The following is a 24,373-nucleotide window of genomic DNA, read 5'->3' as shown; positions in this document are numbered from 1 at the left end:
CCCTGAACTCTGATCACCGGAGACCATCATGACCAAGGAACTGCTCTGGCCGAGCGCGCCGGGGAGCACCCCCGACGTGCCCGGCGGAACGGCCGGCTACGTCCGCGGCGCAGCGATCCAGGATCAGGAGGGACGCATCGCACCGATGGTCAGCATCCTGGGGGCGCCGACCAAGTTCCGCGACGCCTTCGAGGCCTTCGACACGACGGACCGCTGGAATGCGGTGCAGATCGTAGGTGGCGACATCGTCCAGGTCGACGGCAACGTCGCCGGCGCGAGCTATCTCGTGGTCTCGAAGGACCCGCTCGCGGACGGCACCGAGACGATCATCGAGACGCTCGACCGCTTCGTCATGCCGGTCCGTGTCGCAGCTGGTATTTCGATGTCGCAGCGGATCAACGGGCAGGAGTTCTCGTTCGAACTCGTCTCGACCGATGATTGGCCGGGTGCGGTGCCTCTGGTCCCGGCCTCGCCCGTTGCCATCGCCGCGATCTCCCAGGCAACGACGACGCTCTCGGTCACGACCGGCACGCCTCACGGGTTGAAGATCGGCGAGAAGGTCTCGACCTATGGCGTCTCCGACAGCCGCCTGAACTATGCCGTCGTCACGATCGCGACCACGCCGACGCCAACCACATTCACCGCGACCGCCGGACCGCAGGGCGCTCTGCCGTCGGTGACCGCTGGGCCGTTTGCAGCCGGCTTCGTGCTGAAGGCCGATCCGATCGGCTATGCCCGCAACGGGTCGAGCCTGGTGTTCGAGGGCGCGACCGCGACCAGCGAGAGCTATTATGTGCGCTCCGAAGGCGGCGACGCGCTGCCGTCCGGCACAATCGCCGGCAACCATGCTGCGGCGTTCACGGTGTCGACCGCCGCAACGCAGCTGGTGACGGCCGCCGGCGCCTATGCCTTCGCCCCGGCCGGCCTCTTTGAGATCCTGCCGCAGCTCGAAAAGGTGACGTTCAGCGCCTCGCCGATCGACAGCGTCGCCGCGCTCTCGGCGCTGTTCAAGCGCACCCAGGTCGTCCCGAACCCGGCCCGCGACTACAAGCTCCGGTTCCGGGCCAAGAACCACCGATCGGCCTCTCGGCCCGCGGGCAAGATCGTCTCCGCCGCAAAGACCGGCACCACGACGACCACGATCACCTTCGACCAGCCGCACGATCTCACCACCGGCGACCAGATCGTCGTCTACGGCATCCGCGACCAGACCAACTTTGCCAATTTGGCGACGCCGACCGCGGTGGCGTCGGTGGTCGACGCGCTGAGGATCACGGTCGCCCTGGGTGTCGCGGCGACTGCCACCTCCTATGGCGGCACCGTGATCCGGGTCAACGGCGGCGTATTCGCCGCGCCGGTCACCCAGATCGTCCAGTCGGTCGCGCGCACCGCCAATGTGCTGACCGTCGTCGGCAATTCGGCGTGGGCCGGCCTTCAGCATGGCCAGTACGTCAATCTGCACGGGGTGCGCGATGCCACGACGGGCGCCGATCTCGGCGTCGACGGCCCTTACCGGGTGCGCGAGGCCGCGAGCACCAACCTGATCCTCGAGCCGATCGGCACCGCGCCGACCGGTGCCGACATCACGGTGACCAACGCCGGCGGCGCGGTGCTGCCGCGGACGGATTTCCGCCTCCACTTCATCCGCGTCATGGAGTTCACCCGGCTCATCACGGAGTCGATCGGCGGCTTCGCGCGCGGCGACCAGATGGACGCAGCTCCAGTCCTCGTCACCAACGCCGTCTCGGCCGTCACCGTGACCGGCGGCGTCGCGCAGGATGCCGCCGTCGGCAATCCGGTCGGCATCGGCGCGCGGGCCGCCAACGCCAACCAGGCGGCGATGTCGGCGACCGGCGATCTCGTCCACCTGATGGCGACGATGATCGGGGCCCTCGTCCAGAAGCCCTATTCGATCCCGGAGGCCGATTGGTCCTACACCGGGGCGGCGGTCACCACCACGACCGACGTCGTGCTCGCCGCTGCGGCCGGCGCCGGCATCCGCCGCTACCTGACCGCCCTCCAGCTCAAGAACACCAACGCCACCGCGACCGAGATCGTGGTCAAGGACGGCTCGACCGTGATCTGGCGGTTGCTGCTGCCGGCCAGCATGGCGAATGCCGACACCTTCGCTTTCCCGTCGCCCCTGAAATCCACCGCCAACGCGGCGCTCAACTTCGCCTGCATCACGACCGGCGCCAGCGTCTACGTCGCCGCGCAGGGCTACACCGCACCCTGAGGCCACGCCGCGCCACAGGCGGTCAGAGGGCGCGCCGCCGCCCTGGCTGTGGGTTGCCGCGCTCGGCTGCCGTTTCGCGCCCACGGGCCGCCTGTGCGCCACCGTTCGCCGTCCCGTTTGGGCCGAACGAGAACACCACCGACGCTCCAATACGCCGCCCTTCCGGGCGGCTTTTTCATGTCTGGAGGGTTCAGATGACGCAAGAGAACTATCCCCGCTGTCTCGCCAACACGCTGCGCGAAGAGGGCGGCTGGACCAACGACCCGCGCGATCCGGGTGGTCCCACCATGCGCGGGATCATCCAGCGGGAATACACGCGCTGGCGCACGAAACACGGTCTGCCGGACAGAAGCGTCCGCCACATCTCCGAGGAAGAGCTGCAGGACATCTACCGCGGGAACTACTGGGTCCCGATGGTCGGCGACGCCTGGCCCAAGGGGCCCGACCAGATCGTGTTCGACATCGCGGTCAATTCCGGGACCGGCCGCGCCCCGCAGATCATGGGTGCCGCCATCGGCGTTTCCACCCGAAACCCGAAAGAGCTGGCCGCGCTCGCGTGCCGCTCCGCCGACACGGTCGGCATCGTCAAGCGCGCCTGTGCTCGGCGGGCGAGCTTCTATCGGTCGCTGCGGACCTTCTCGGCCTTCGGCCGCGGGTGGCTTTCCCGCAACGCCCGCATGGAGGCGATCGGCGTCAAGATGGCGCTCGAAGCGCAAGGCGCGGCCGACATCGCCGGCAGCCTCGCGCGCGAGGCGTCGGGCGCCCGGAAGAGCGCCAAGCGCAGCGGCAACGCGGCTGCGACCGCCGGCGGCGGAACCGCTGCCGGGACCGGCACCCTCACGCAGGTCGATGCGGCGTCATTCGATTGGACCTCGTGGCTGACGATCGGCCTCGTCGCGCTCGGCGTGGTCGCGCTCACGCTGGCCCTCGTCTGGGCGTGGCGGCGGCATGGCGAGCGGGCAAAGGCCTATGCAGCAGCCATGAAGGGCGAGCTCGAAACCGATCTCTCCGCCCTCATCGGCAATACCAAGGAGGCTGCGCAATGAACTGGCAGGACCTCGGCGGCGCGCTCGTGAAAGCGGGTGCGCCCATCATCGGCCGCGCACTGGGCGGCCCCCTCGGTGGCATGATCGGAGACTCCATCGGCGGCGTCATCGCCGACGCGCTCGGCGTCGAGCCGACCCCGGACGCGGTCGACAAGGCGCTCGAGGAAACGCCTGCGGACACGCTCGGGCCGAAACTGTCCGCCGCCGAAGCCGAGGCCCAGGCGAAATGGCCGGCCCTCGCCGACATCGCCAAGGCGGACGCCGAGGCGCAAGCCCAGGCGCTCGGCGAGACGAACGAGACCATGCGGATCGAGGCGGTGTCCGGCGACGTCGTGCAGCGCTGGTGGCGGCCGATCTACGCATTCGAGCTGACGCTCGAATGCGCGGTCTGCTGGGCGCTGGCGATGTGGGATCTCGCCTTCGGCGCCGGGAAGATCGCCGCCTGGGCGGTCAACGCATCGGGACTCCTCTCCCTGTACTGGGGCGCGCGCTTCGGTGTCCTCGGTGTCTACGTCAACGGCCGCTCGCGCGAGAAGGAGGCGGCCCTCACCGGCCAGCCCGTCCCGACCGCAATCGACCCCCTCGTCAAGGCCGCGACTCGGAAGGTGCGCCGATGACCAACCTCTCCGAACTGGCCGACGTGGCCTGGCGCGCGGTCGCCGGCCTCGCCGGCGGGGTCGTCTACCTGATCCTGAAGAAACAGTTGGCCCCGAAGCAGGCGCTCGGGGTCTGCACCGTGGCGGTGATCACGGCAATCTTCATGGGCGACGTGGTGGCGATCAAGCTCGGGCTCTCGCCCGGCGCCTCCGGCTTCGCGCTCGGCCTCCTCGCCATCAAGCTGTGCTCCGGCCTGATCGACGGCTCCTTGCTCGAAGCCGGCAAGCGGTGGCTCACCAACGGCAACGGGAGCAGAAAGTGATGCCCATCTCGGTATCGACCGACAAGAGTGAAGCGGTCGTCCGGGCGAGATGACCATGAGCCTCGGCACTTCTACGAGAAGACCGTTCGGGCTACCGGACCTCCTACAATTGTTAACGATGTCGAGACGAAATCAGCACCCGCGATGAGGTGTCAACGAAATTCGCCGGTATTCATTAGTTCTGCTTATCAGTCTTAGCGCGAGTCATTACCTAATCGTGTTTGCACCCCCCATGTAGGATCGGCGTCGTGGAGGTGAGCCGGCATGCAAACGTCACGCAACGTCTTGGCCGCGGTGGTCGCGCTGTCTTTCTGCGCGGCCGGGCTCGTGAACGCGGCCGATCGGGTCGGGCAATGGACGCCGATCGCGCTCGAAGACCAGGGGAGTTTCGCCGTCGGCGGAACCGTGCTGACGGCACCCGGCGCGTTCGATCCCCGCAAGCCGCTCGACCCGGCGGGGCAGACCTATCACGGCGACCACCTCTACGCCTTCTATCAGGTGCCGGTGAATGCGCGCCCTCTGCCGCTGGTCATGTGGCACGGCGCGGGCCAGTTCTCGAAAACCTGGGAGACGACGCCGGACGGCCGCGAGGGCTTCCAGACGATCTTCCTTCGCCGCCGCTTCGCCGCCTATCTCGTCGACCAGCCCCGTCGCGGCGACGCCGGGCGCAGCACCGTCGAAGCGACGATCAAGCCGACGCCCGACGAGCAGATGTGGTTCAACCAGTTCCGCGTCGGCGTCTGGCCGAACTACTTCGACGGCGTGCAGTTCGCGCGCGATCCCGAGACGCTGAACCAGTACTTCCGGGCGATGACCCCGAACACCGGGCCGTTCGACATGAACGTCGTGTCCGACGCCGTCGCCGCGCTGTTCGCGAAGATCGGCCCCGGCATCCTCGTGACCCATTCGCAAAGCGGGGGACCGGGCTGGCTCGCCGCCATCAAGAGCCCGAACATCAAAGCCATTGTCGCCTTCGAGCCGGGAAGCAATTTCCTCTTCCCGCAAGGCGAGGTGCCGGCGCCGATGCCGAGCGCGTTCGACACCCTTCAGGGCGTCCCCGTGCCGGTGCCGGATTTCATGGCGCTCACGAGAGTTCCGATCGTCATCGTCTACGGCGACAACATTCCGTCGGCGCCCGTGGATCTTCCGGGTCAGGACAGCTGGCGCGTCCGCCTCGCCATGGCCCGGCTCTGGGTCGACGCCGTCAACCGGCACGGCGGCGACGCGCGACTCGTCCATCTTCCGGAGAACGGGATCCGGGGCAACACCCACTTCCCGTTCGCGGATCTGAACAATGTCGAGATTGCGGATCTGGTCTCGAAGTTCCTCGCTGAAAAACGCCTGGATTGATCGTGAGCCCATTGGACCAGAGCATGTCCGCAAACCGGGGCTCTGAACCAAGACACCAAACCCTCAAGCGACTGCGGACGGCGCCCGACCCGCCTAGCCAGGAGACCATCATGACCGACGACGTGATCACCAAAAATCGACGCGAGTTCCTCGGAGCCTCCGCGCTCGTTGTATCGGCCACAGCAATAGGACTTTCAGCGATGACCAACGCCCCGGCGTCCGCAGCGGATCACAAGCAGAATCCGTTCACCCTGGTCTATGACGGCGCGATCACGAAGAACGAGCCGGGCAAGGTCAACATCCACCCGGTCACCTACAAGCTCAACGGCCTGGACATCGTCGCCAATGTCTACACTCCGGCGAACTACACGCCGCAGCAGAAATATCCTGCGATCGTCGTGGCGCACCCGAACGGCGGCGTGAAGGAGCAGGTCGCCGGCCTGTATGCCCAGCATCTCGCCGAGCAGGGCTACATCACGATCGCGGCGGATGCGGCATACCAGGGCGGGAGCGGCGGCCAGCCCCGCAGCATGGACAAGCCTCAGTTCCGCACCGAGGACATCCACGGCATGGCGGACTTCATCACCCGCTATGCGGGCGTCGACACCGCGCGCCTGGGCCTGCTCGGGATCTGCGGCGGCGGGGGCTACGCGCTGGCGGCCGCGAAGGTCGACAAGCGCTTCAAGTCGATCGCGACGCTGAGCATGTTCAACTCCGGTCGCGTTCGCCGCAACGGGTATGTGGACTCGCAGCTCGCGACAATCCAGCAGCGCCTGCAGCAGGCGTCGGCCGCCCGCGCCCAGGAGGTGGCGGGCGGAGCTGTTCTGTATGCCGGCGACGCCAATCTGACGGACGCGCAGATCGCCGCACTTCCGTTCGATCTGTATCGGCAGGGTTACGAGTACTACTGGAAGACGCACGCGCATCCCGGCTCGACCTTCAAGTACACCATGAGCAGCTTGCTGGACCTGATGCGCTGGGATGCCACCGATCAGATCGATCTGATCGACACGCCGCTGCTGATGATCGCCGGAAGCAAGGCCGACAGCCTCTACATTACCGAGGATGCGTTCGCCAAGGCCACCGGCACGAAGACCAAAGAGCTGTTCAAGATCGACGGCGCGACCCACATCGAGACCTACTGGGTCCCCAAATACGTCGATGCCGCGATGGGCAAGCTGAAGACCTTCTTCGGCCAGCATCTCGCGTCCGCCTGAAGGTTTTGTCCGCCTTCGCCTTCGGCCAGGGAACGGGCGCTCGGTGCCCATTCCCGCCCCCGACACGAGGAACACAGCCGTGAAGCAAAGCGCCAGACGTCTCGTCCTCGCCGCCGCCATCCTGGCGGGCGGCGGCATCGCCACCATGGCCCACGCCCAGGCACCGACCGCGCCGAACCCCGGCGCCGCCCCGCCGCCGTCCCGGGCGCAGCAGCTGATGGGGACCGTCGCGCCAAAACTCGCGGAGCTGACCGACGAGGTGCTCTACGGGGACATCTGGAAGCGCCCGCAGCTGTCCCCGCGCGACCGCAGCCTGATCACCGTCGCGGCGCTGATCGCAATGAACCGGCCCGATCAGCTCCGCTCCCACCTGGCGCTCGCCCGCCAGAACGGCGTCACCGAGGAGGAGCTGGTCGAGACCATCACGCATCTCGCCTTCTATGCCGGCTGGCCGAACGCGGTGTCTGCGGTCGCGATCGCCAAGGACGTCTTTCAGAAGAAATGACATGAAGCATCTCGCCGCGAAGATCCTTCCCATGGTCCTTTCCATCGCGCTGTGTGCGTCGGCCGCAGACGCCAAGGCCGATCCGATGATCACTGTCATGCCGGCCGGATCACAGCCGTCCACCGCTGGCGCCGCCGGCAACTTCACCGGCTCGGTTCGCGTCGACCAGCGTTTCCAGGCCACCGCGCCCGCCCGCGTCGGCGGCGGCATCGTGACCTTCGAGCCCGGCGCGCGCACGGCTTGGCACACGCATCCTCTCGGGCAGACCCTGATCGTCACCGCCGGTGTCGGTCGGGTGCAGCAATGGGGCGGCCCGGTTCAGGACATCCGGCCGGGTGACGTCGTGTGGATCCCGCCCGGGATCAAGCACTGGCACGGCGCGACCCCGACCCACGGCATGTCGCACATCGCGATCGCCGAAGCGCTCGACGGCAAGTCGGTCGAGTGGATGGAGCAGGTCGCGGACGATCAGTACCGGCGCTGAGGCAACTGGTCGAAGCGTAGCCGTGTCCGAGCGCGCGACCCGGTCGGCCGGTCGCGCCTTCAGGGGGCCACCTGCCGCACCGGCCGGACGAGAATTTCCTGGACGAGGACGCGCGGATGCTGCGCGAAGGCGTAGACGAGCGCCTGTGCCACGTCCTCGGGCGTCAGGGCGTCGAGGCTCTGGCGCCGATCGCGCAACGCCTCCGCTGGAACGTTGTGGCCGAACTCCGTCCACACCGCGCCCGGCTCGATGACGCTCACGCGGATGCCGTCCGCGCCGAGTTCCTTGCGCAGCGTCTCGTGGAATCCGACGACGGCGTATTTCGTCGCGCAATAGACCGACCAGCCCTCGACGCCGTAGCGGCCGCCGGTGCTGGAGACCGACGCGATCATGGCGCCGGCGCGGCCGCGCAGGAGGGGAATGGCTGTCCGGGTGCAAGTGAGCAGGCCGAGCAGATTGGTGTCGATCATCCGGCGCCAGTCCGCCGGCTCGCTGTTCGCAAAGTCTCCGAAGACCCCGAGCCCGGCGTTGTTGAACAGGAGATCCAGCCCGCCGAATGTTTCGCGCACGCGAGAGAAGAGCGCCTCGACTTGCCCGGCGTCGGTGACGTCCATTGCAATCGGGGTCGCGCTGTCGCCCAACTCCGCCGCCAGGGCATCGATCCGCTCGCGCCGGCGCGCGACCAGCACGACGCGGACACCCTCGGCGACGAGCAGCCGGGCCGCCGCCGCGCCGATGCCGCTCGACGCGCCGGTGACGACGGCGATCTTCCCGGTCAGATCCTGCATCTTCATCTTTTCGACCTCTCTCGGCTTCAGCTCGGAAAGTCGGTGGCGAGGCTGGTCGCTTTCCAGGCATCGATCTCCCGGCGCTGGTCATCGACCTCGGCGCCGACGATCCGGACGGCGTCGCTGCCGAGCAGCAGCCGGACAGGCAGAGCCGCGTCGGCGACCATTTCGATGATCGCCTGCGCCGCGCGGGCCGGGTCGCCGGGCTGCGTACCGTGCGTCTTGTCGTTCTCCTTCCGCCTGGGGCCGGCGGTGTCGCGATAGTCGGCGATCGAAGCCTTCGCCTGTTGCAAGGAGCGTCCGGCGAACTCCGTCCGGAAGGCGCCCGGCTCGATGATCGTCACCCGGATGCCGAGCGGCCCGACTTCCTTGCGCAACGCGTCGGACATTCCTTCGAGGGCGAACTTCGTGGCCGAGTAGTAGCCGGAGCCGGGCGCGGCCAGCCGGCCGGCGATGGACGAGACGTTCAGGATGGTGCCGTTGCGACGCTCCCGCATTCCCGGCAGGACCGCCTTGATCATGGCGACGGCACCGAAGAAATTCGTCGCGAAGAGGTCGTTCACCTCCCGCTCGTCGCCTTCCTCGACGGCGGCGCGGTAGCCGTGGCCGGCGTTGTTGACCAGCACGTCCACGCCTCCGAACCGATCCTTCGCGGCCGCGGCCGCCCGCGCCACCTGCTCCGGCTTCGTCACGTCGAGCGCGACAGCGAGCGCCGTGTCCGGATGCGCGGCGACCAGCGCCTGCAGGGCAGCGGGGTCACGGGCCGTGACGACGGCATTAAAGCCGGCGTCGAGCACCCCCTCGGCGAGACTTCGGCCGAGGCCGCTCGAACATCCGGTGATCAGCCAAGTCGTCATATGTATCTCTCCTCGTGCTTGACCGGCCCGAGCGGGCTGGAGACGAGCGGGACTGCGATTGCCCCGCCGGATCGCCGACGGCTCCGGCGCGAACGCCGAGCCGGTGCTTTCCTCCAGGCGATGCTTCGTGATGCCGGCAACGGACCCGAACCAGGGCGTCCGTGCGCGCAGCCAAAGGCGCGTCGATATTCGACGGCCGCTGATCGCGCGAGCGACTTGGCCCACGATTCATTGTCGAGAGATGATTTAGCGCATGCGCGGTCCTGCGATTAGGCGGTACAATCCGGTTGCCGTCATAAGTTGAGGTAATGAATGCTGCACGAGAACTTCAACGATCTGGCCGCGTTCGCGATGGTCGCCAAGGAACGCAGCTTTACGCGGGCGGCGGCGAAGATCGGCGTATCGCAGTCCGCGCTCAGCCAGACGGTGAAGAACCTCGAGGAGCGGCTCGGCCTGCGTCTGCTCACGCGGACGACGCGGAGCGTCTCTCCGACGGAGGCCGGCGAGCGGCTGCTGCAGATGGTGGCGCCGCGCTTCGAGGAGATCGAGACCGAGATCGCGGCGCTGAGCGCGTTGCGCGACAAGCCTGCCGGCACGGTCCGCATCACGGCAGGAGAGCATTCGGCGATCTCCGTCCTGCAGCCCGCTCTCCGGCGGTTCTTGCCGGACTATCCCGACATCAATGTCGAGATCATCGTCGACTACGGCCTGACCGACATCGTCGCCGAGGGCTACGATGCCGGCGTCCGCCTCGGGGAGCAGGTCGCCAAGGACATGATCGCAGTGCGCATCGGGCCGCAGATGCGGATGGCGGTCGTCGGCTCGCCGGCCTATTTCGCCCGGCATCCGCCCCCGCAAACCCCTCAGGATCTGGCCACGCACAACTGCATCAACGTCCGGCTTCCGACCTATGGCGGCCTGTTCGCCTGGGATCTCGAGAAGGACGGCCGCGAGGTCCGGGTACGTGGAGAGGGCCAGCTCGTCTTCAACAATCTCGGCCTCAGGGTGCAGTCGGCCCTGGACGGGCTCGGCCTCGCCTACATCCCCGATGACACCGTGCTGCCCCATGTCTCGGCTGGCCGCCTGGTGCGGGTCCTGGAGGACTGGTGCCCGTATTTTCCGGGCTATCACCTCTATTATCCGAGCCGGCGGCACTCGTCGCCGGCCTTGGCCTTGCTCGTGGGGCTTCTCCGCTACCACGGCGACTGAAGAGGCCCGACGTTCGACGGATCAGGCCGGGCCCGCGCGCTTCGGGCGGGCCGTCAGGAGCAGCCGGGCGCTGAGGAAGCTGCCGACGCCGAAAAGGGCGATCACCCAGCCCATGGGCCGGGGCGTGCCGTCCGCGAAGGCGCCGACCAGCCCGGAGCCGAGAATCCCGCTGCCGTACTGCATCGCGCCGACCAGAGCCGAGACGGTCCCGGCCTGCTTGGGAAAGTCGCTCAGCGCGCCGGCGATGGAGTTGGCGACGATGAGGCCGGTCGAGGACGCGAACACGAACAGCGGCACGGCGAGACCCCACAGGCCGCCCCAATCGGTCTCGGCGGCGAGCGCGACCACGAGGGCCGAGGCAGCCGCCATCACGGTGCCCGCGGTCAGCAGCCGATCGCTGCCATTCCGCGGCAGCAAGCGTACATTGATCATGTTGGCGGCCATGATGCCGACGATGCCGGCGGCGAACAGCAGGCCGTAGAGCTGGGCCGGCAGGCGGTGGTAAGCGATAAAGGCGAAGGGCGAGCCGGCGATGTAGGCGAACATGCCCGCGTAGAGGCAGCCTCCCGCCCCGGCATAGCCGAGCAGCCGAGGACGGCGCAGCAGCTCACCATAACGGCCGAGAGCGCGACCGAGCGAGTCCCGGCTGCGACGATCGTCCGACAGCGTCTCGGGCAGCGTGATCAGCGCCACGAGTGTCACGAGGCCGACACCGACCAGGGTCCAGAAGATCGCCCGCCACCCGGCGAAGACGAGGATCTGCCCGCCGACGATCGGCCCGAGCAGGGGCGCGATCGCCATCACGGTGATGAGCGTCGACAGCATCTGTGCGGCCCGGTGCCCCTCGTAGAGGTCGCGCACCATCGCCCGCGACAGCACCACGCCGGCGGACGCCCCGACGGCCTGCACGATCCGCCAGGCGATGATCGACGACACGTCTCCCGCCAGCGCGCAACCGGCAGAGCCGATCACGAACAGCGCGATCCCGATCGCGACCGGCAGCCGGCGTCCATGCCGGTCGCTGACCGGTCCCCAGAGGAGCTGACCCAGGCTGAAGCCGACCAGATAGCCGGAGACGGTCCACTCCACCGTGCCGGCGCTGGCGCGAAGCGACAGCCCCATGGCCGGCATCGCCGGCAGATAGAGGTCGGTCGAGATCGACGCGAACCCCATCAGCAGGCTCAGGACGCCGAGCATCCACCAGCCGTGCCGGGCGGCCCCGGCTGGCGCCGGCGCGACCGCGCCGACAGCCTCGACGTCGTCGGCGCGCGGCGCGACGTTGGGCGCGGGACCGTCCGCATAAACGGGAGCAGCGCCCGCGTCCACGTCCTCCGGGCCGTGTTCGAGCATGCTGCTCATCACCCTGGTCCGGCCACGCTCATCGCCCCGTGGTGGCCATCAACTGCTCGGGGTAACGCTCGCCCTTGATGGCGATGTCGGCCAATGCCCGCTCGATCGCGGCGAGATCGTTCGCGGCCAGCACGACGTCGACGGCGCCGAGATTCTCCTCCAGGCGATGCAGCTTGGTGGTGCCGGGAATCGGCACGATCCAGGGCTTTTGCGCCAGCAGCCAGGCGAGCGCGATCTGGGCCGGCGTCGCGTTCTTGTCGCCGGCGATGCGCTTCAAAAGATCCACCAGCGCCTGATTCTTTTCCAACGCCTCCGGCGTGAAGCGGGGCAGGATCTTTCGAAAGTCGTTCTCGCCGATCTCGGTATCCTTGCTGAACGTGCCAGTGAGAAAACCCTTGCCGAGCGGGCTGTAGGGCACCATGCCGATCCCCAGCTCCTCGCACGCTGCGAAGATGCCGTTGGTCTCGGGGCCGCGCGTCCACAGCGAGTACTCGTTCTGGATCGCGGTGACCGGCTGGACCGCATGGGCACGGCGGACCGTCTGTGCGCCCGGCTCGGACAGGCCGAAGTGCTTCACCTTGCCGGCCGCGATCAGCTCCTTGACGGCGCCCGCGACATCCTCGATCGGCACGTTGGTGTCGACGCGGTGCTGGTAGAACAGATCGATCACGTCGACGCCGAGTCGCTTCAGCGAGGCGTCGCACACCGCGCGGATGTGCTCGGGCCGGCTGTTCATGCCGGCCATCTTGCCGTTTTCGATGTCGAAGCCGAATTTTGTGGCGATCACCACCCGGTCGCGGACGGGCGCCAGCGCCTCACCGACGATCTCTTCGTTGGTGAACGGGCCGTAGATCTCTGCGGTGTCGAAGAACGTCACCCCTCGCTCCACCGCAGCGCGAATGAGCGAGATGCCGTCGTCCTTGCTCAAAGGGTGTCCGTAGCCGAAATTCAGGCCCATGCAGCCGAAGCCCATGGCCGACACTTCGAGCCCGGCGTGGCCGAGTACGCGCTTTCGCATCGCTGATCCTCTCTTTGGCGACGTTTGTCGGCGACGCCTGGCCGTTGCGTTGTCGGGACAATAGGCCAACGGCCAATCATCGATTAGCCGCTATGATCCGATTGCGGTCATCACGTCATCTAATGAATGGCGCCGGCGCCATCGGTCCGCGGCCATCGCGCTCGCCGACGCATTCATGAGCGGCGCTTATCACGGCATCACGGCGATCGGGCACGAGAGCTGGTCCGGCACCAGTGCGCGTAATGCTCTTGCAGAAAGCGGCGCGGCGGGTTCTCCGGCGCCGACATGGCGTCGGAAAACGCGACGAGTGCGCTCGGAAATAATCACTTACGCAAGTCGAGCGGAGAAGGTTGGATTCCAGCTCCTTTCCCTCCAGCCGCTCGGGCTGAAACAACCTGTCTTCGAGGTGGCTGGCGACCAGATTGTCGAGCTTCTCCATCGGGACGGCGCGGCCGGTGCAGCCGGTCTCGCCCTGCCGGGCCTTGATCGGGCAGGCATAGCGTCACTCCGGCCAGATCAGCCGGAGTTCGGATCACGCCGCGCGGGTGGCGGCGGCGTTAGCGGCGATGTCGAGCGCGGCGTGCAGGCCGGAGGTGAGATTGACCGACCAGAACGCACCGGCGCGGGTGGTGGTCATCACCTCGCCCTCGACCGTGATCAGCCCGGCCTCGCACCAATTGGCGAGGAGACCGTCCGCCGCCGCCCGCACGCCCGGCGCCTCGCGCTCCAGCGCGGCAAGGTCGAGCCGGCCGAGGTCGAGCGAGGTTATGACGCGGGTGCGGGCAGCATGGTCGGCCGGCAACCGCGCCATGCCCTCGATCGGCCACCGGCCGCCGGCCAGCGCATCGGCGCGGCGGTCGAGCGCCGGCGTGGTGCGCCACGACAGACCGTGAGCCGAGCCGCCCGCACCGCCGCCGAACGCCAGGCAGACCGCGCCGTCCTTGACCAGCCGGTTATAGCGGTTGCGCTCCAACATGGTTCGGCCGAAATGGGCCTGCGACAGCTGGCGCCAGCCGGCGTCGAGCAGCCGGCTCACCGCGCCGTCGTAGAGCAGTGCCTGCTCCGGCAACGCCGCCCCCGCCTGCAGCTTGCCGCGGGCGATCGACTTCGCCAGCGGGCCGTTCTGCCACAGGTTGAGGGCGTAGACGTCGGCGCCGTCGAGGCCCAGCGCCATCGCGGTCGCGACGTCGACCTGCCAGGTGCGGGCGTCCTGGCCCGGCAGCCCGTAGATCAGGTCGACGATCACCGCCGGGCCACGCAGTTCGAGCAGCGCGGTCAGCGCCCGTTCGACCTCGGCACGGCTGGCCTTGCGGCCGAGCCGGCGGCGAACCGTGGTGTCGAAGGTCTGCACCCCGATTGAAAACCGGGTGGCGCCGGCATCGGCCGCAGCACGCGCCTTCTCGATCGGAAAGTCGTAGATGCGGCCCTCGACAGTGATCTCGCAGTCCGGCGCCAGCGGCAGATAGCGCCGCACCGCTTCGACCAGCCGCGCCAGGTCGCTCGCCGCCAGCGCGGTCGGGGTGCCGCCGCCGAAATAGACCGCCTCCAGCGGCGGCCCCTCCGCCACCAGCGCGGCGCCAGCCGCACGTTCCAGTTCGCCGATCACGCTGTCGACGTAGGGCGCGGAGAATTCCGCTCGCCACGTCGTCTGGAAAAAACCGCAGAACAGGCAGTGGCTGTGGCAGAACGGCACGTGCAGATAGGCGATGGTGGTTTCAGTGCGCGGCCGCCTCAGCACGTCGTCATAAGCGGCGTCGATCTCCTCGGCCGGCAGCGGCGTCGCGCCGCGCCACGGCATCACCGGCACGCGCGAGGGAAACGCGGCGGTGAGCGGATCACCCTCGCACGCCGCGATGAAGCGGGCGAGCGGATCGGCCGCCGGCGCCATGCGCCGGCCGGGCGGCATCGGCGTGCTCACGCCGCCACCTCGGCGGCACGAGACAGCCGGTCGGCCAGCGCCCGGAACGCCTCGACCTGATCTGCCCTCAGCGCGCGGGTTTCGTCACGACCGACGAACACCTTGAACATGACGCCGCCCTCGATGTTGAAGAACATCACCGCCGCCGACGGCGTGCCCATGAACGGCCGCTCGACGAACGCCACGGCGCTGCAGCGGTCGTGGCGCAGGTGGCCGTGCAGGCCGGTGGGCGCCATCAGATTGAAATAGCCGTGGCCGAGTTCGCCCGCCGGCACCTTGCCGGTGATCTCGAACACGCCATCGTCGGTGTGGATGATGAAGGTGACGTCACCCCAGTTCGCGATATCGGTCATCACCTCGATGAACGCGGAGCCCGGCGCGAAGCGGCGGTTCGCCTCCGGCAGCGCCTCGACGACATCGCGCGCGGTGACGTCGTACTGGCGCGCGGCCTGTTCGATCACCAGGCCGGGATTGGCGGCAAGGCGGCGGACGAGTTCGTCGGGAACGGTCATGGTGTCACTCCGCTGTCGCGGCCGTCGCCGCGGTCGGTTGGCAGGACGGCTCGATGAGCCGGAACGAAAAGCCCTGCCGACGGCGCCGGGGGCGACACCGTCGGCAGGCCCGAGCAAAAGGCGCGGGATAAGGCTGTTGAAACCGGCACGACGAGTCGGGGGCTCCTCGCCGGCCGGCCTCGCCCGAATGACGCCGCGAGGTCGCGGGGCCGGCGCACGCCGGGGGACACGGCGTGAAACCGGCGGTCGGGCGGGGAGCGTCCGAACCGGCTGGCATGAGGCCGCACCCGCCCGCCGCCGGCGGGCCGCAGAGCGTTGCTGCCTGCGGGTGCGCGCATCGCCTCAGCCTCCGAACCTGATCTTGAGGCCGGCCTTGTAGGTGATGCCCGGCGCGGCCGTGGCCAGGATCATGTCGGTCTGCCCGACCGGATACGGCAGATAGTAGTCGTCGAGCAGGTTGTTGACGGCGGCGTGGACCAGCACGTCCGGCGTCGGCTGGTAGCCGACATAGACGTCCACCAGGTTGTAGGATTCGGTGTAGGTGTAGCCGGCCGGCACGTCGTCGTAGCGGGCCGCCGTCCAACTCGCCTGCAGCGTCAGCTTGCGGTCGAGCAGACGTAGGCCGAACAGCGTGGTGAATTTGTCGGAAGGCACCGACAGCAGCGGCTCATCCTCAATGACGTCGCGGCCTTCCATCCACTGCGCGGTGACGCCGAGATACCACAGCCCGGCATCATAGCGGCCCTCGAACTCGATGCCCTCGATCCGAGCCTTCGGTGTGTTGCGGTACTGCACCAACGAGTAGTCGTTGATGGTGACCAGCGGGATTGGCGGACAGCCCGGAACCGCCCTCGGACACCAAGTCACCGGGTCGCCATAGGTGTACATGTCGATGTAATCATCGATATCGTTGCGGAACACGTTGACCTTGGCGCGCAATGCGTCGCCTTTGCGCCATATATCGTCCTGCCGGATGTTGATGCCGATTTCCTTGTTCTTGCCGACCTCCGGCCGCAGGTTCGGGTTCGGCACGAAGGTGAACAGGCTTGGAATGCCGGCCGCGTAGCCGGGGTGGGCGCCAGCCACCAGCGTCTCGGTCACCGCCGGCGCGCGATAGCCCTCGGCATAAGTGCCGTAGACGGTGAACCACGGTGCCGGCGTGATGCCGAGCGTCACCTTCGGCGAGATGCGGTCGCCCTCGGACGAGGTGCCACCGCCCTCCAGTTCATAGCCGTCGTAGCGCGCGGCGCTGATCAGCTCGAACCAGCTCGAATAGTTCAGCTTCCACTGCAGGAAGCCACCATAAACCGAACGCTCGCCGGACGGCGTCGACATGTCCGAGGCGCCAGTGCTGTCGTCGGTCTCGACCTCATCCTTGAAATAGTCGACGCCATAGGTCAGCGCGTGGCGCAGCGCCACGGTCTCGAACCGCGTCGTGTTGTGAAGGTCGAAGCCGCTGGTGTCGATTTTGAAGGAACGCTTGGCGCCGAGATCGCCGGTGATCGGGCCTGAGCTGCCACCGACCTTGGTCTGCTCCATGTCGGTACGGGTCCAGTAGACCGAACCGTCGAAATCGAACAGTTGATCCTCGGGTTTGGAATAGCGCCAGCGTAGCGAGGCGGTGTCGTTCTGCAGCTTGGTGTCGAACGCCGATGCCGACGCGGCGGTCTGGCCGACATCGTAGTCGGTGCGGTTGGTGAGGCCGGAGATCTTGATCTCGTGACCGTCGGCCGGACGGAACGTCGCCTTGGCGAGACCGGAGGCGATGTCGTTGCCGCTGTTGTCGACCTCGACGCCGAGGCCGTTATCGTAGTTCGACTGCGTGCGGTAGGAGGCGCCGACGGTGACGTCGTAGGTGTCGCTCGGCCGCACCGCACCGAACAGCGAGCCGAGCAGGCGGCCATTGTTCGAGGCGAACATCGAGTTCGCCAACACGCCCCAGCGCTCGCCGGCGCGCAGAATGTCGTCGGTGTCCTTGGTGCGGAACGACACCACGCCGCCAATGGCGCCAGAGCCGTAGATGTTGGCGACCGGGCCGCGCACCACGTCCGCCTCCGCCAACATCTCCGGGTCGAGGTAGAACTGACCGTTGGAGCCGTGGCCGGAGCGCTGGAAGTTCTGGCGTGCACCGTCGACGATCACCGCGACGCGACCGAAATCCTGCAAGCCGCGGATGTTGATCGAGGAACCGGGATCGTCGCCGCGGTCGGAGAACGACACGCCGGGGACGTACTTGAAAACATCGGCCGGCCGCGTCGGCATGATCTTGTCGAGGTCATCCTGGCGCACCGCACTCACCGCAGCCAGCGCATCGGTGACCTTCTCTTCCGTGCGCGTCGCCAGCACCGTCACCGGATCGAGCATCAACACCTCGTCACCCGTCAGCTCCTGTGCGCTTGCCGCCTGCGCCGACGCCAAGCCGAACGCGGCGGCGGCGAGTGCGACCGCCGAAGCCCCTGCCACGCGCCGAATCGTGGTCCCTGTCCGCCCCATACTTCCAGCCCCTTCTGAGATCGTCCGGAGTGAGCGCTGGCGGGCACGCCGGAACCGCGGCGGCTGGCTGGCTGACCGCCCGGCGGGCGGCACTCAGCTATTGCGTTTAGTAGTCATTTGCATTACGCGGAGTCAACCAAGAAATTCAACGTCTCGACCGGTTCGAAACCGCAGCATCCACCCTTTAGAATGCTTAAAAATTACAGTGGGCGAGACAACAGAAGTGAGCCAATGCATCATGAGTGAAACCACCGGCAGCAATTTGTTGGCGTCTACTACCGGAACTACTAAGACTTCGATGCCCGTTGAGCCCGCGAAACGCTACATCTCGATCGAATTGAACCGGATTGAGAGCGCGGACCTGTTCGTATCCACCCGCGAAATCACCATCGGACACGCGGGTGAAACCTACCGGCTCCGCCTCACCTCTCAGAACAAGCTGATCCTGACCAAATGAGGCACCTGATGCGGTCCGCCGCCCTTCGGTTCGCTTTCCTCGCCGGGTTCGCCATCGCCGTGCCGGCGGCGGGCAGCGCGGTGGCCGACGCCAGTCGCATCGTCGCGATCGGCGCGTCCGTCACCGAGATTCTCTACGCGCTCGGGCTCGAGAACCAGGTGGTGGCGGTCGACGCCACCAGCCAGTTCCCGGAGCGGGCGCTGCGCGATAAGCCGAGCGTCGGCTACCTGCGCCAGCTCTCGCCTGAAGGCGTGCTCGCCACCCGTCCGTCGATGGTGCTGGCGGCGGCCGGCATCGGCCCGCCGGAGACGGTGCGGGTGCTGGAGGCGTCGGCGGTGGCGCTGATCAAGGTGCCCGATCGCTTCGACGCCGAGGGCATCGTCGCCAAGGTCCGCCAGATCGCCGCGACCGCGGGGGTCGGCTCGCGCGGCGAATGCCTCGCCACGGTGGTGGAAGGCAATTTGTCGGCGCTCGCCGCGCTGCGCGCCAAGGTGCCGTCTCCGGCCCGAGCCGCGTTCGTTCTCTCGTTCGCCAACGGCCGGGCCATGGTCGCCGGCCGCGGCACCGCCGCCGACGGCCTGATCCGCCTTGCCGGCGCCGACAACGCCTTTGCCGAAATCGAGGGCTACAAGCCGATCAACGACGAGGCGGTGGTCGCCGCCGGCCCCGACGTGGTGATCGTGATGTCCAATGGCGGCCCCAACGCATTGAGCGCCGCGCAAGTGTTCGCGCACCCAGGTTTTTCCGGAACGCCCGCCGCGACACGCCAGGCGTTCGTGCCGCTGCAGGCGCAGGCGCTGGCATTTGGTCCCTTCACCGCCGAGGCCGCGCGCGCATTGACACGCGCGATCTACCCGGCCGTGGTCGACACCGCGCCACCGGCGCGACACGATCAGGACTGCAGCCGATGAGTATCGCCCTGCCGTTTCCCGCGCGTTCCCGCGACGCCCGTCCCCTCGCCCGCTCGCCGGCGCTGGTGCTTGGCGTGCTGTTCGCCGTGCTGGCAACGGCAGCGCTCGCTGCGGCCACCGTCGGCGCCGCCGGCATCCCGCCCGGCCGGCTGGCGGCGGCACTCGGCCTCATCCAGGGCGATCCCGCGGTCGCCGCGCACGACGAGCTGGTGGTGTGGTCGATCCGGCTGCCGCGCATCGCCATGGCGGTGATGGTCGGCGCCCTGCTCGCCGCCGGCGGCGCCATGATGCAGGGCCTGTTCCGCAACCCGCTGGCCGACCCCGGCCTGGTCGGCGTCTCCAGCGGCGCAGCGCTGGCCGCCGCCGCTACCATCGTGCTGAGCGGAAAACTGCTGCCGGACCTGCCGCCGGTGGCGCTGCCGCTCGCTGCCTTCGTCGGCGCCCTGGTCGTCACCGCGGTGCTGTACCGGATTGCGACGCGCGGCGGCCGCACCTCGATCGCCATGCTGCTGCTCGGCGGCCTCGCCATCGGCGCCCTGGCCGGCGCGTTGACGGGCCTCCTGGTCTTCATCGCCGACGATCGCCAATTGCGCGACCTCACCTTCTGGTCGCTCGGCTCGCTCGCCGGCGCGACCTGGGCCAAGGTCGCGACGCTGGTGCCGTTCCTGCTGGCGGTGGTGGTGGCGACGCCGCTGATCGCCCGCGACCTCGACCGCCTCGCCCTCGGCGAGGCCGAGGCCTACCACCTCGGCACCGCGGTCGAGCGGCTGAAGCGCATCGCCATCGTGCTGGTATCGGCGGCAGTGGGCGCGGCGGTGGCGGTGTCGGGCGTGATCGGCTTCGTCGGCATCATCGTGCCCCACCTGCTGCGGCTGGTGATCGGCCCCGGCCATCGCCTGCTGGTGCCGGCGTCGCTGCTGCTCGGGCCGGTGCTGATGCTGATCGCCGACACGCTGGCGCGCGTCGTCGTCGCGCCGGCGGAGCTGCCGATCGGCATCCTCACCGCGGTGCTGGGCGCACCGGTGTTTCTCGGCCTGCTGCTGAAGCAGCGCGCCCTGGCCGGACTGTGACCATGCGGCTGGAAGGGGAAGGACTGGTCATCGCCGTCGGCAGCACGCGCCTGATCGACGACGTCTCGCTTGCGGTGGAGGCCGGCGCTGTGGTGGCGCTGGTCGGCCCCAACGGCGCCGGCAAATCGACCCTGCTGCGCGCGCTGTCCGGCGAGATCGCGCCGCGCGCCGGCCGGGTGCGGCTGGCGGGCACCGACATTCGAAAACTCAGCCCGGCGGTGCTGGCGCAGCGACGCGCGATGATGGCGCAGAGCGCGTCGGTGGCGTTCGCCTTCACCGTCGCCGAGGTGGTGCGGATGGGCGTCGGCGGCGGCGGCTCGCCGCGAACCGAGGCGCTGATCGACGCCGCGCTGGCGGAGGTCGACCTTGCCGGATTCCGCGAGCGCATCATCACCACGCTGTCGGGCGGCGAGCAGCAGCGGGTGCAGTTCGCCCGCGTGCTGGCGCAACTCGCGGTCGGCGCCGAAAGCCACGGCCCCGGCCTGATGCTGCTGGACGAGCCGATCGCCGCGCTCGACCTGCGCCATCAGCTCGACATCGCCGACGCCATGCGCCGCCACACCGCGCGCGGCGGCACCGTGCTGGCGGTGCTGCACGACCTCAACATCGCCGCCCGCGTCGCCGATCGCATCATCGTGCTCGACCGCGGCCGGCTGGTCGCCGACGGGCCGCCGTCGGCCACCATCACCGACGCCATGCTGGCGGAGGTGTTCCGGGTCGAAGGCGCGGTCGGCCGGCTGCCGCCGCCGGGCGCGCCGTTCGTGCTGCCGCACGCCATGCGCGCGGCGTGATCACCGTTTGCGAAGGCGGCGGATCACGCCCGTCACCGACCGCTCCGCCCCGCCCTTGACCACGGCGGCGACCACGGCATGACCGACCGCCGAGCCGAGTGCAGTGACGAGCCCGCGCGGCGAAGCGGTCGGCACCGGCGGGCTCGGTGCGATCAGCCCCTGTTCGGCGATGGCGGCGAGCACCGCCTCGCCGCGCACGATTTTCGGATCGAAGGTAACGATGACGCTGTCGGCGCGCGGCCGCGCCTCGACCTGCGCCGTCGGCACGTCGGCGAGCGCTTCCCGAAACATCGCGGCCTTGGAGGGGTCACTGCGAAGCCCGGTCACCTTGAAGCGGCAGCGTCCGGGCACGCGGTGGACCAGGTAGATCATCGCGCCGCTCGCCCGGCGCCGGTCGAGGCCAGCGCCCTGAGCAGGATGGCGATGGTGGTGCCGTTGTGCAGCGTGGCGGTCGCGACCGGCGACAGCCGCCCCAGCGCCGCACCGGCCATGATCGCCGAATTGATCGCCACCGAGGCGGCGAAGTTGGAGCGGATCAGCCGCATGCTCTCCAGGCTGAGGCTGCGCAGCATCGGCACGCCGTCGAGGCTGTCTTCCAACAACACGATATCGGCGGTGGCGCGGGCAATGTCGGCGGCGCGCGGCATGGCGATGCCGACATGGGCGGCCATCAGCGCCGGGCCGTCATTGACGCCGTCGCCGATGAAGGCGACGGTGCGGCCCTCCGCCTTCAGCGCCTCGACCACCTTGGCCTTGTCCTCCGGCTTCTGGTCGTGGAACACGAGGTCGAGCCCGAGCGTCTCGCCGATCTGGCGGGCCTTGGCCTCGTGGTCGCCGGTGATCATCGCCACCGTCTTGACGCCCTGCATCCGCAGACGGCGCAACACGGCCGGGGTCTCGGCGCGCAGCCGGTCGCGCAGCCCGATCACCCCGATCAGTTCGCCGTCGGCGGAGACGAACAGCAAAGACTTGCCCTCGGTGGCGAGGCGGTGGATCAAATCGTCGACGCCGTCGAAACGCACGCCCTCGTGCTCTTCGAGGTAATGGCGCGAGCCGATGCGGATGGTGCGGCCATGCACGGTGGAGCCGATGCCGTGGCCAACCAGGAAGCTCACCTCCTCGTGGCCGATATGGGCAAGGTGGTGCCGCTTGGCGAGATCGACTACCGCGCCCGCCACCGGGTGGCTGGTGTGCTCGGCCAGCGAGGCCACCAGCGCCAGCAGTTCCTCCTCGTCGAGCGAGACCGCGGCCGGGCGGTGAATGTCGGTCACTTCCAGCGTGTTGTGGGTCAGCGTGCCGGTCTTGTCGAACACCACGGTGTCGACCGCGGCCACCGCCTCCAGCGCCCGGCCGCTCTTGATCAGGCAGCCTTCCTTGGCGGCGCGGAACATCGCCGCCTTGATGGCGATCGGCGTGCCGAACTTCACCGCGCACGAATAGTCGACCAGGAACACCGATTCGAGCCGCCGCCAGTCGCGGGTGAGCAGGAACACCGCGGCGCCGGACGCCAGCGTGATCAGCACCCGGCGGTTGGCCATGCGCTGGCTTTCCGACTGCATCCCGGACGGATCGGCCAAGCCCTCGCGAATATAGCGCGAAATGCGGGCGGTGGTGGTGGCGTCCCCCACCCGCTCGGCAGCGACCACCAGCCGACCCTCCTCCACCACGGAGCCGGACAGCACCGCCTCGCCCGCTTCGCGCGGCACCGGCAAGCTCTCGCCGGTCACCGCGGCCTGGTTGACCCAGGCAGCGCCGTCGACGACCACGCCGTCGACCGGCACCCGGATGCCGGTGCCGACCACCACGCGGGTGCCGACCACCACCTCATCATAGGGCAGCTCGATCACCTCGCCGGACGGTGTTTCGACCGTCACCGTCTCCGGCTCGGCCCGCAACAGATCGCGCAGCAGGTGGTCGGAGCGGCGGGCGGTCGAGGCCTCGATATAGCCGCCGAGGTCGAGCAGGAAGCGGGTGAAGTTGGCAGTAAGGTATTCGCGCCGCACCGCCGGCAGCAAGATGGCGATGGCGTCGAGCACCTCGACCGTCAGGCCGTCGTGGGTCAGCGCCTTCACGCCGCGCAGCACCACGCCGGCGACGTTGACCGCGGTGACCGCGGCCCGCAGCGGGGTCGGCAGCACCATGGCCAGCGCCAGCACGGTGCCGGACAGCAGCACCTGCGCCAGGTCCGGCCCGCAGCTCTCGGCCGGCGACACCGCGTCCGCGGCGATCGGCTCGTCGAGCGCCTTGAGCACGGCGCGGCGGGTTTCGGGCTTGCCGTCGAACGCGACGGTGAGCGAGGCGCAGGCCGGGTTGAGCCGCACTTCGCTGACACCGCGCACCACTTCGATCCGCGCGGCGGTGCGGGTCCACAGCTCGGCGGAACGACGGTCGAGCCGCACCCGCAGCCGGCCGCGGAGTTCGTGGGCGATCCTGGTCATGGAGGCGCTACCTGGCTCCGATGCGGTGGTCCGGACGCATCACGGCTCAAGGCGCGCTGCGCCGTCCCGACCCGTGAGCGCGGCTTCGGACGATGCCGGAGCTGCCCCGCCCTCAGAGCGCCGTGAGCGGCGCGCCGGCACGCAGACAGCCGGCACACCGCTCAGCCGGTTTCGTCTTCGCCGGAGGCAAGCTCGGCCTCGGCGTCGCGGAAACGCTCCTTCATCTCCTCGACGCCGCCTTGCAGCGACGACCACACCTTCACCACTGCGCCGATCAGGTTCTTCTGCACGCTGTCATTGGTGAGCAGGAAGGTCAGGCCGGCGCCGATCAGGAGGCCCTTGACCAGCGCGTCGTTGTGGACGCCGAGACCAGTGCTGAACAGCGAGGCGTCGTCAGGCTTGCCGGCTTGGGGCGGCGGCGACCCCGCCCAGCCCGGCCCCCACCCCGGCGCCGGGCAGCCCGGCCACCACGGCCCATGATGGCGTCCGAAGCCGTGTCCCCAGCCCGGACCGACGCCGGGGCCCCATCCGGGGCCGAAGCCGGGCGGATAGCCCCAGCCCGCGTGCGAACCGTCAGCGCCCTGGTTCGAAGCCTCAGACGGCGCAGGGTTTGGCGCGAAGCCGGGCGCCCCCGGCCCCCACCCCGGAGGTCCCCACCCACCCGGCACATAAGGCCCATGCCCATAGCCCTGGGGTCCATACGGTCCGGGACCGTAGGGTGCGCCGTAGGGACCGTAGGGCGCGGGGCCATAGGGTCCCCAATTGGGCTGCGACGGGTTGGTGTCGTCGGTCTTGTCTGTCATG

At 68.8% G+C, this 24,373-nt stretch carries 23 protein-coding genes; 13 read left to right on the top strand and 10 right to left on the bottom strand.

The window, feature by feature from the left end; translation table 11 throughout:
* Nucleotides 1-28: 28 nt before the first annotated feature.
* The 8 genes from BVIR_RS05730 (at nt 29) to BVIR_RS05695 (ending at nt 7,757) form a co-directional block, all read left to right on the top strand.
* Nucleotides 29-2,236: a hypothetical protein gene (locus BVIR_RS05730; protein WP_055036825.1), complete on the top strand. Its 2,208-nt coding sequence runs from the start codon at nt 29-31 to the stop codon at nt 2,234-2,236.
* Between the two features lie 194 nt (nt 2,237-2,430).
* The gene (locus BVIR_RS05725) at nt 2,431-3,282 is read left to right on the top strand and encodes a glycoside hydrolase family 108 protein (RefSeq protein ID WP_055036824.1); all 852 of its coding nucleotides are present in this window, start codon (nt 2,431-2,433) and stop codon (nt 3,280-3,282) included.
* Nucleotides 3,279-3,899 carry a 3TM-type holin gene (locus BVIR_RS05720; RefSeq protein WP_055036823.1) on the top strand — a complete coding sequence of 207 codons (621 nt, stop codon included), beginning with the start codon at nt 3,279-3,281 and terminating at the stop codon, nt 3,897-3,899. Before BVIR_RS05725 ends, BVIR_RS05720 begins: the two co-directional genes overlap by 4 nt.
* Entirely contained in the window at nt 3,896-4,201 is a 306-nt protein-coding gene (locus tag BVIR_RS05715) for a hypothetical protein (protein ID WP_055036822.1), read from the top strand. The genes BVIR_RS05720 and BVIR_RS05715 overlap by 4 nt, the downstream gene beginning before the upstream one ends.
* A 264-nt stretch (nt 4,202-4,465) precedes the next feature.
* The gene (locus BVIR_RS05710; protein ID WP_055036821.1) at nt 4,466-5,551 is read left to right on the top strand and encodes an alpha/beta hydrolase; all 1,086 of its coding nucleotides are present in this window, start codon (nt 4,466-4,468) and stop codon (nt 5,549-5,551) included.
* A gap of 200 nt (nt 5,552-5,751) precedes the next feature.
* The gene (locus BVIR_RS05705; protein ID WP_417852054.1) at nt 5,752-6,768 is read left to right on the top strand and encodes an alpha/beta hydrolase; all 1,017 of its coding nucleotides are present in this window, start codon (nt 5,752-5,754) and stop codon (nt 6,766-6,768) included.
* 145 nt (nt 6,769-6,913) lie between these two features.
* Complete coding sequence (locus BVIR_RS05700; RefSeq protein WP_145912062.1) at nt 6,914-7,273, top strand: carboxymuconolactone decarboxylase family protein; 360 nt, start codon at nt 6,914-6,916, stop codon at nt 7,271-7,273.
* 1 nt (nt 7,274) lies between these two features.
* Nucleotides 7,275-7,757: a (R)-mandelonitrile lyase gene (locus BVIR_RS05695; RefSeq protein ID WP_055036818.1), complete on the top strand. Its 483-nt coding sequence runs from the start codon at nt 7,275-7,277 to the stop codon at nt 7,755-7,757.
* Between the two features lie 59 nt (nt 7,758-7,816).
* Here the strand turns inward: BVIR_RS05695 and BVIR_RS05690 are convergent, their stop codons facing one another.
* On the bottom strand, nt 7,817-8,551 hold the full coding sequence (locus BVIR_RS05690) for an SDR family oxidoreductase (protein ID WP_055036817.1): 735 nt from the start codon (nt 8,549-8,551) through the stop codon (nt 7,817-7,819).
* Nucleotides 8,552-8,571: 20 nt separating this feature from the next.
* A complete protein-coding gene (locus tag BVIR_RS05685) occupies nt 8,572-9,402 on the bottom strand; it encodes an oxidoreductase (RefSeq protein WP_055036816.1) in 831 nt (276 codons plus the stop codon).
* 312 nt (nt 9,403-9,714) lie between these two features.
* On the opposite strand from BVIR_RS05685, the gene BVIR_RS05680 reads away from it, so the two are divergent.
* Complete coding sequence (locus tag BVIR_RS05680) at nt 9,715-10,611, top strand: LysR family transcriptional regulator (protein ID WP_055036815.1); 897 nt, start codon at nt 9,715-9,717, stop codon at nt 10,609-10,611.
* 21 nt (nt 10,612-10,632) lie between these two features.
* Here BVIR_RS05680 and BVIR_RS05675 read toward each other — a convergent pair whose 3' ends face one another.
* From BVIR_RS05675 to BVIR_RS05655, 5 genes are all read right to left on the bottom strand, one after another.
* Nucleotides 10,633-11,970, bottom strand: a complete 1,338-nt coding sequence (locus BVIR_RS05675) for a multidrug effflux MFS transporter (RefSeq protein WP_236823722.1) — start codon at nt 11,968-11,970, stop codon at nt 10,633-10,635.
* Between the two features lie 19 nt (nt 11,971-11,989).
* Entirely contained in the window at nt 11,990-12,979 is a 990-nt protein-coding gene (locus BVIR_RS05670) for an aldo/keto reductase (RefSeq protein WP_055036814.1), read from the bottom strand.
* Nucleotides 12,980-13,511: 532 nt separating this feature from the next.
* Nucleotides 13,512-14,897, bottom strand: a complete 1,386-nt coding sequence (gene hutW / locus BVIR_RS05665; RefSeq protein ID WP_236823721.1) for a heme anaerobic degradation radical SAM methyltransferase ChuW/HutW — start codon at nt 14,895-14,897, stop codon at nt 13,512-13,514.
* The gene (gene hutX, locus BVIR_RS05660; RefSeq protein WP_055036813.1) at nt 14,894-15,409 is read right to left on the bottom strand and encodes a heme utilization cystosolic carrier protein HutX; all 516 of its coding nucleotides are present in this window, start codon (nt 15,407-15,409) and stop codon (nt 14,894-14,896) included. Before hutX ends, hutW begins: the two co-directional genes overlap by 4 nt.
* A gap of 342 nt (nt 15,410-15,751) precedes the next feature.
* Nucleotides 15,752-17,872 carry a TonB-dependent hemoglobin/transferrin/lactoferrin family receptor gene (locus tag BVIR_RS05655; protein ID WP_055036812.1) on the bottom strand — a complete coding sequence of 707 codons (2,121 nt, stop codon included), beginning with the start codon at nt 17,870-17,872 and terminating at the stop codon, nt 15,752-15,754.
* A 268-nt stretch (nt 17,873-18,140) separates the two neighbouring features.
* Between BVIR_RS05655 and hemP the strand changes: the two genes are divergently transcribed.
* The 4 genes from hemP to BVIR_RS05640 are packed head-to-tail and all read left to right on the top strand — an operon-like array spanning nt 18,141 to nt 21,131.
* Nucleotides 18,141-18,359 (top strand): hemin uptake protein HemP, encoded by a 219-nt coding sequence (gene hemP / locus BVIR_RS16305; RefSeq protein WP_082416757.1) that lies wholly within the window; start codon nt 18,141-18,143, stop codon nt 18,357-18,359.
* Nucleotides 18,360-18,367: 8 nt separating this feature from the next.
* Nucleotides 18,368-19,270: a heme/hemin ABC transporter substrate-binding protein gene (locus tag BVIR_RS05650; protein ID WP_055036811.1), complete on the top strand. Its 903-nt coding sequence runs from the start codon at nt 18,368-18,370 to the stop codon at nt 19,268-19,270.
* A complete protein-coding gene (locus BVIR_RS05645) occupies nt 19,267-20,340 on the top strand; it encodes a FecCD family ABC transporter permease (protein WP_055036810.1) in 1,074 nt (357 codons plus the stop codon). The genes BVIR_RS05650 and BVIR_RS05645 overlap by 4 nt, the downstream gene beginning before the upstream one ends.
* A gap of 2 nt (nt 20,341-20,342) precedes the next feature.
* Complete coding sequence (locus tag BVIR_RS05640; RefSeq protein WP_055036809.1) at nt 20,343-21,131, top strand: heme ABC transporter ATP-binding protein; 789 nt, start codon at nt 20,343-20,345, stop codon at nt 21,129-21,131.
* Here BVIR_RS05640 and BVIR_RS16715 read toward each other — a convergent pair whose 3' ends face one another.
* The 3 genes from BVIR_RS16715 to BVIR_RS16710 all read right to left on the bottom strand — a co-directional run bounded on the left by BVIR_RS16715 (nt 21,132) and on the right by BVIR_RS16710 (nt 24,372).
* Nucleotides 21,132-21,503 carry a hypothetical protein gene (locus BVIR_RS16715; RefSeq protein WP_145911843.1) on the bottom strand — a complete coding sequence of 124 codons (372 nt, stop codon included), beginning with the start codon at nt 21,501-21,503 and terminating at the stop codon, nt 21,132-21,134.
* Nucleotides 21,500-23,569 carry a heavy metal translocating P-type ATPase gene (locus BVIR_RS05635; protein WP_145911844.1) on the bottom strand — a complete coding sequence of 690 codons (2,070 nt, stop codon included), beginning with the start codon at nt 23,567-23,569 and terminating at the stop codon, nt 21,500-21,502. The genes BVIR_RS16715 and BVIR_RS05635 overlap by 4 nt, the downstream gene beginning before the upstream one ends.
* A gap of 161 nt (nt 23,570-23,730) precedes the next feature.
* Complete coding sequence (locus BVIR_RS16710; RefSeq protein ID WP_156331028.1) at nt 23,731-24,372, bottom strand: hypothetical protein; 642 nt, start codon at nt 24,370-24,372, stop codon at nt 23,731-23,733.
* Between the last annotated feature and the right edge of the window lies 1 nt (nt 24,373).

The sequence above is a fragment of the Blastochloris viridis genome (assembly GCF_001402875.1).
Lineage (GTDB): Bacteria > Pseudomonadota > Alphaproteobacteria > Rhizobiales > Xanthobacteraceae > Blastochloris > Blastochloris viridis.
Note: the sequence above shows the minus strand (reverse complement) of the source record. Positions and strands in the feature narration are given on the sequence as shown.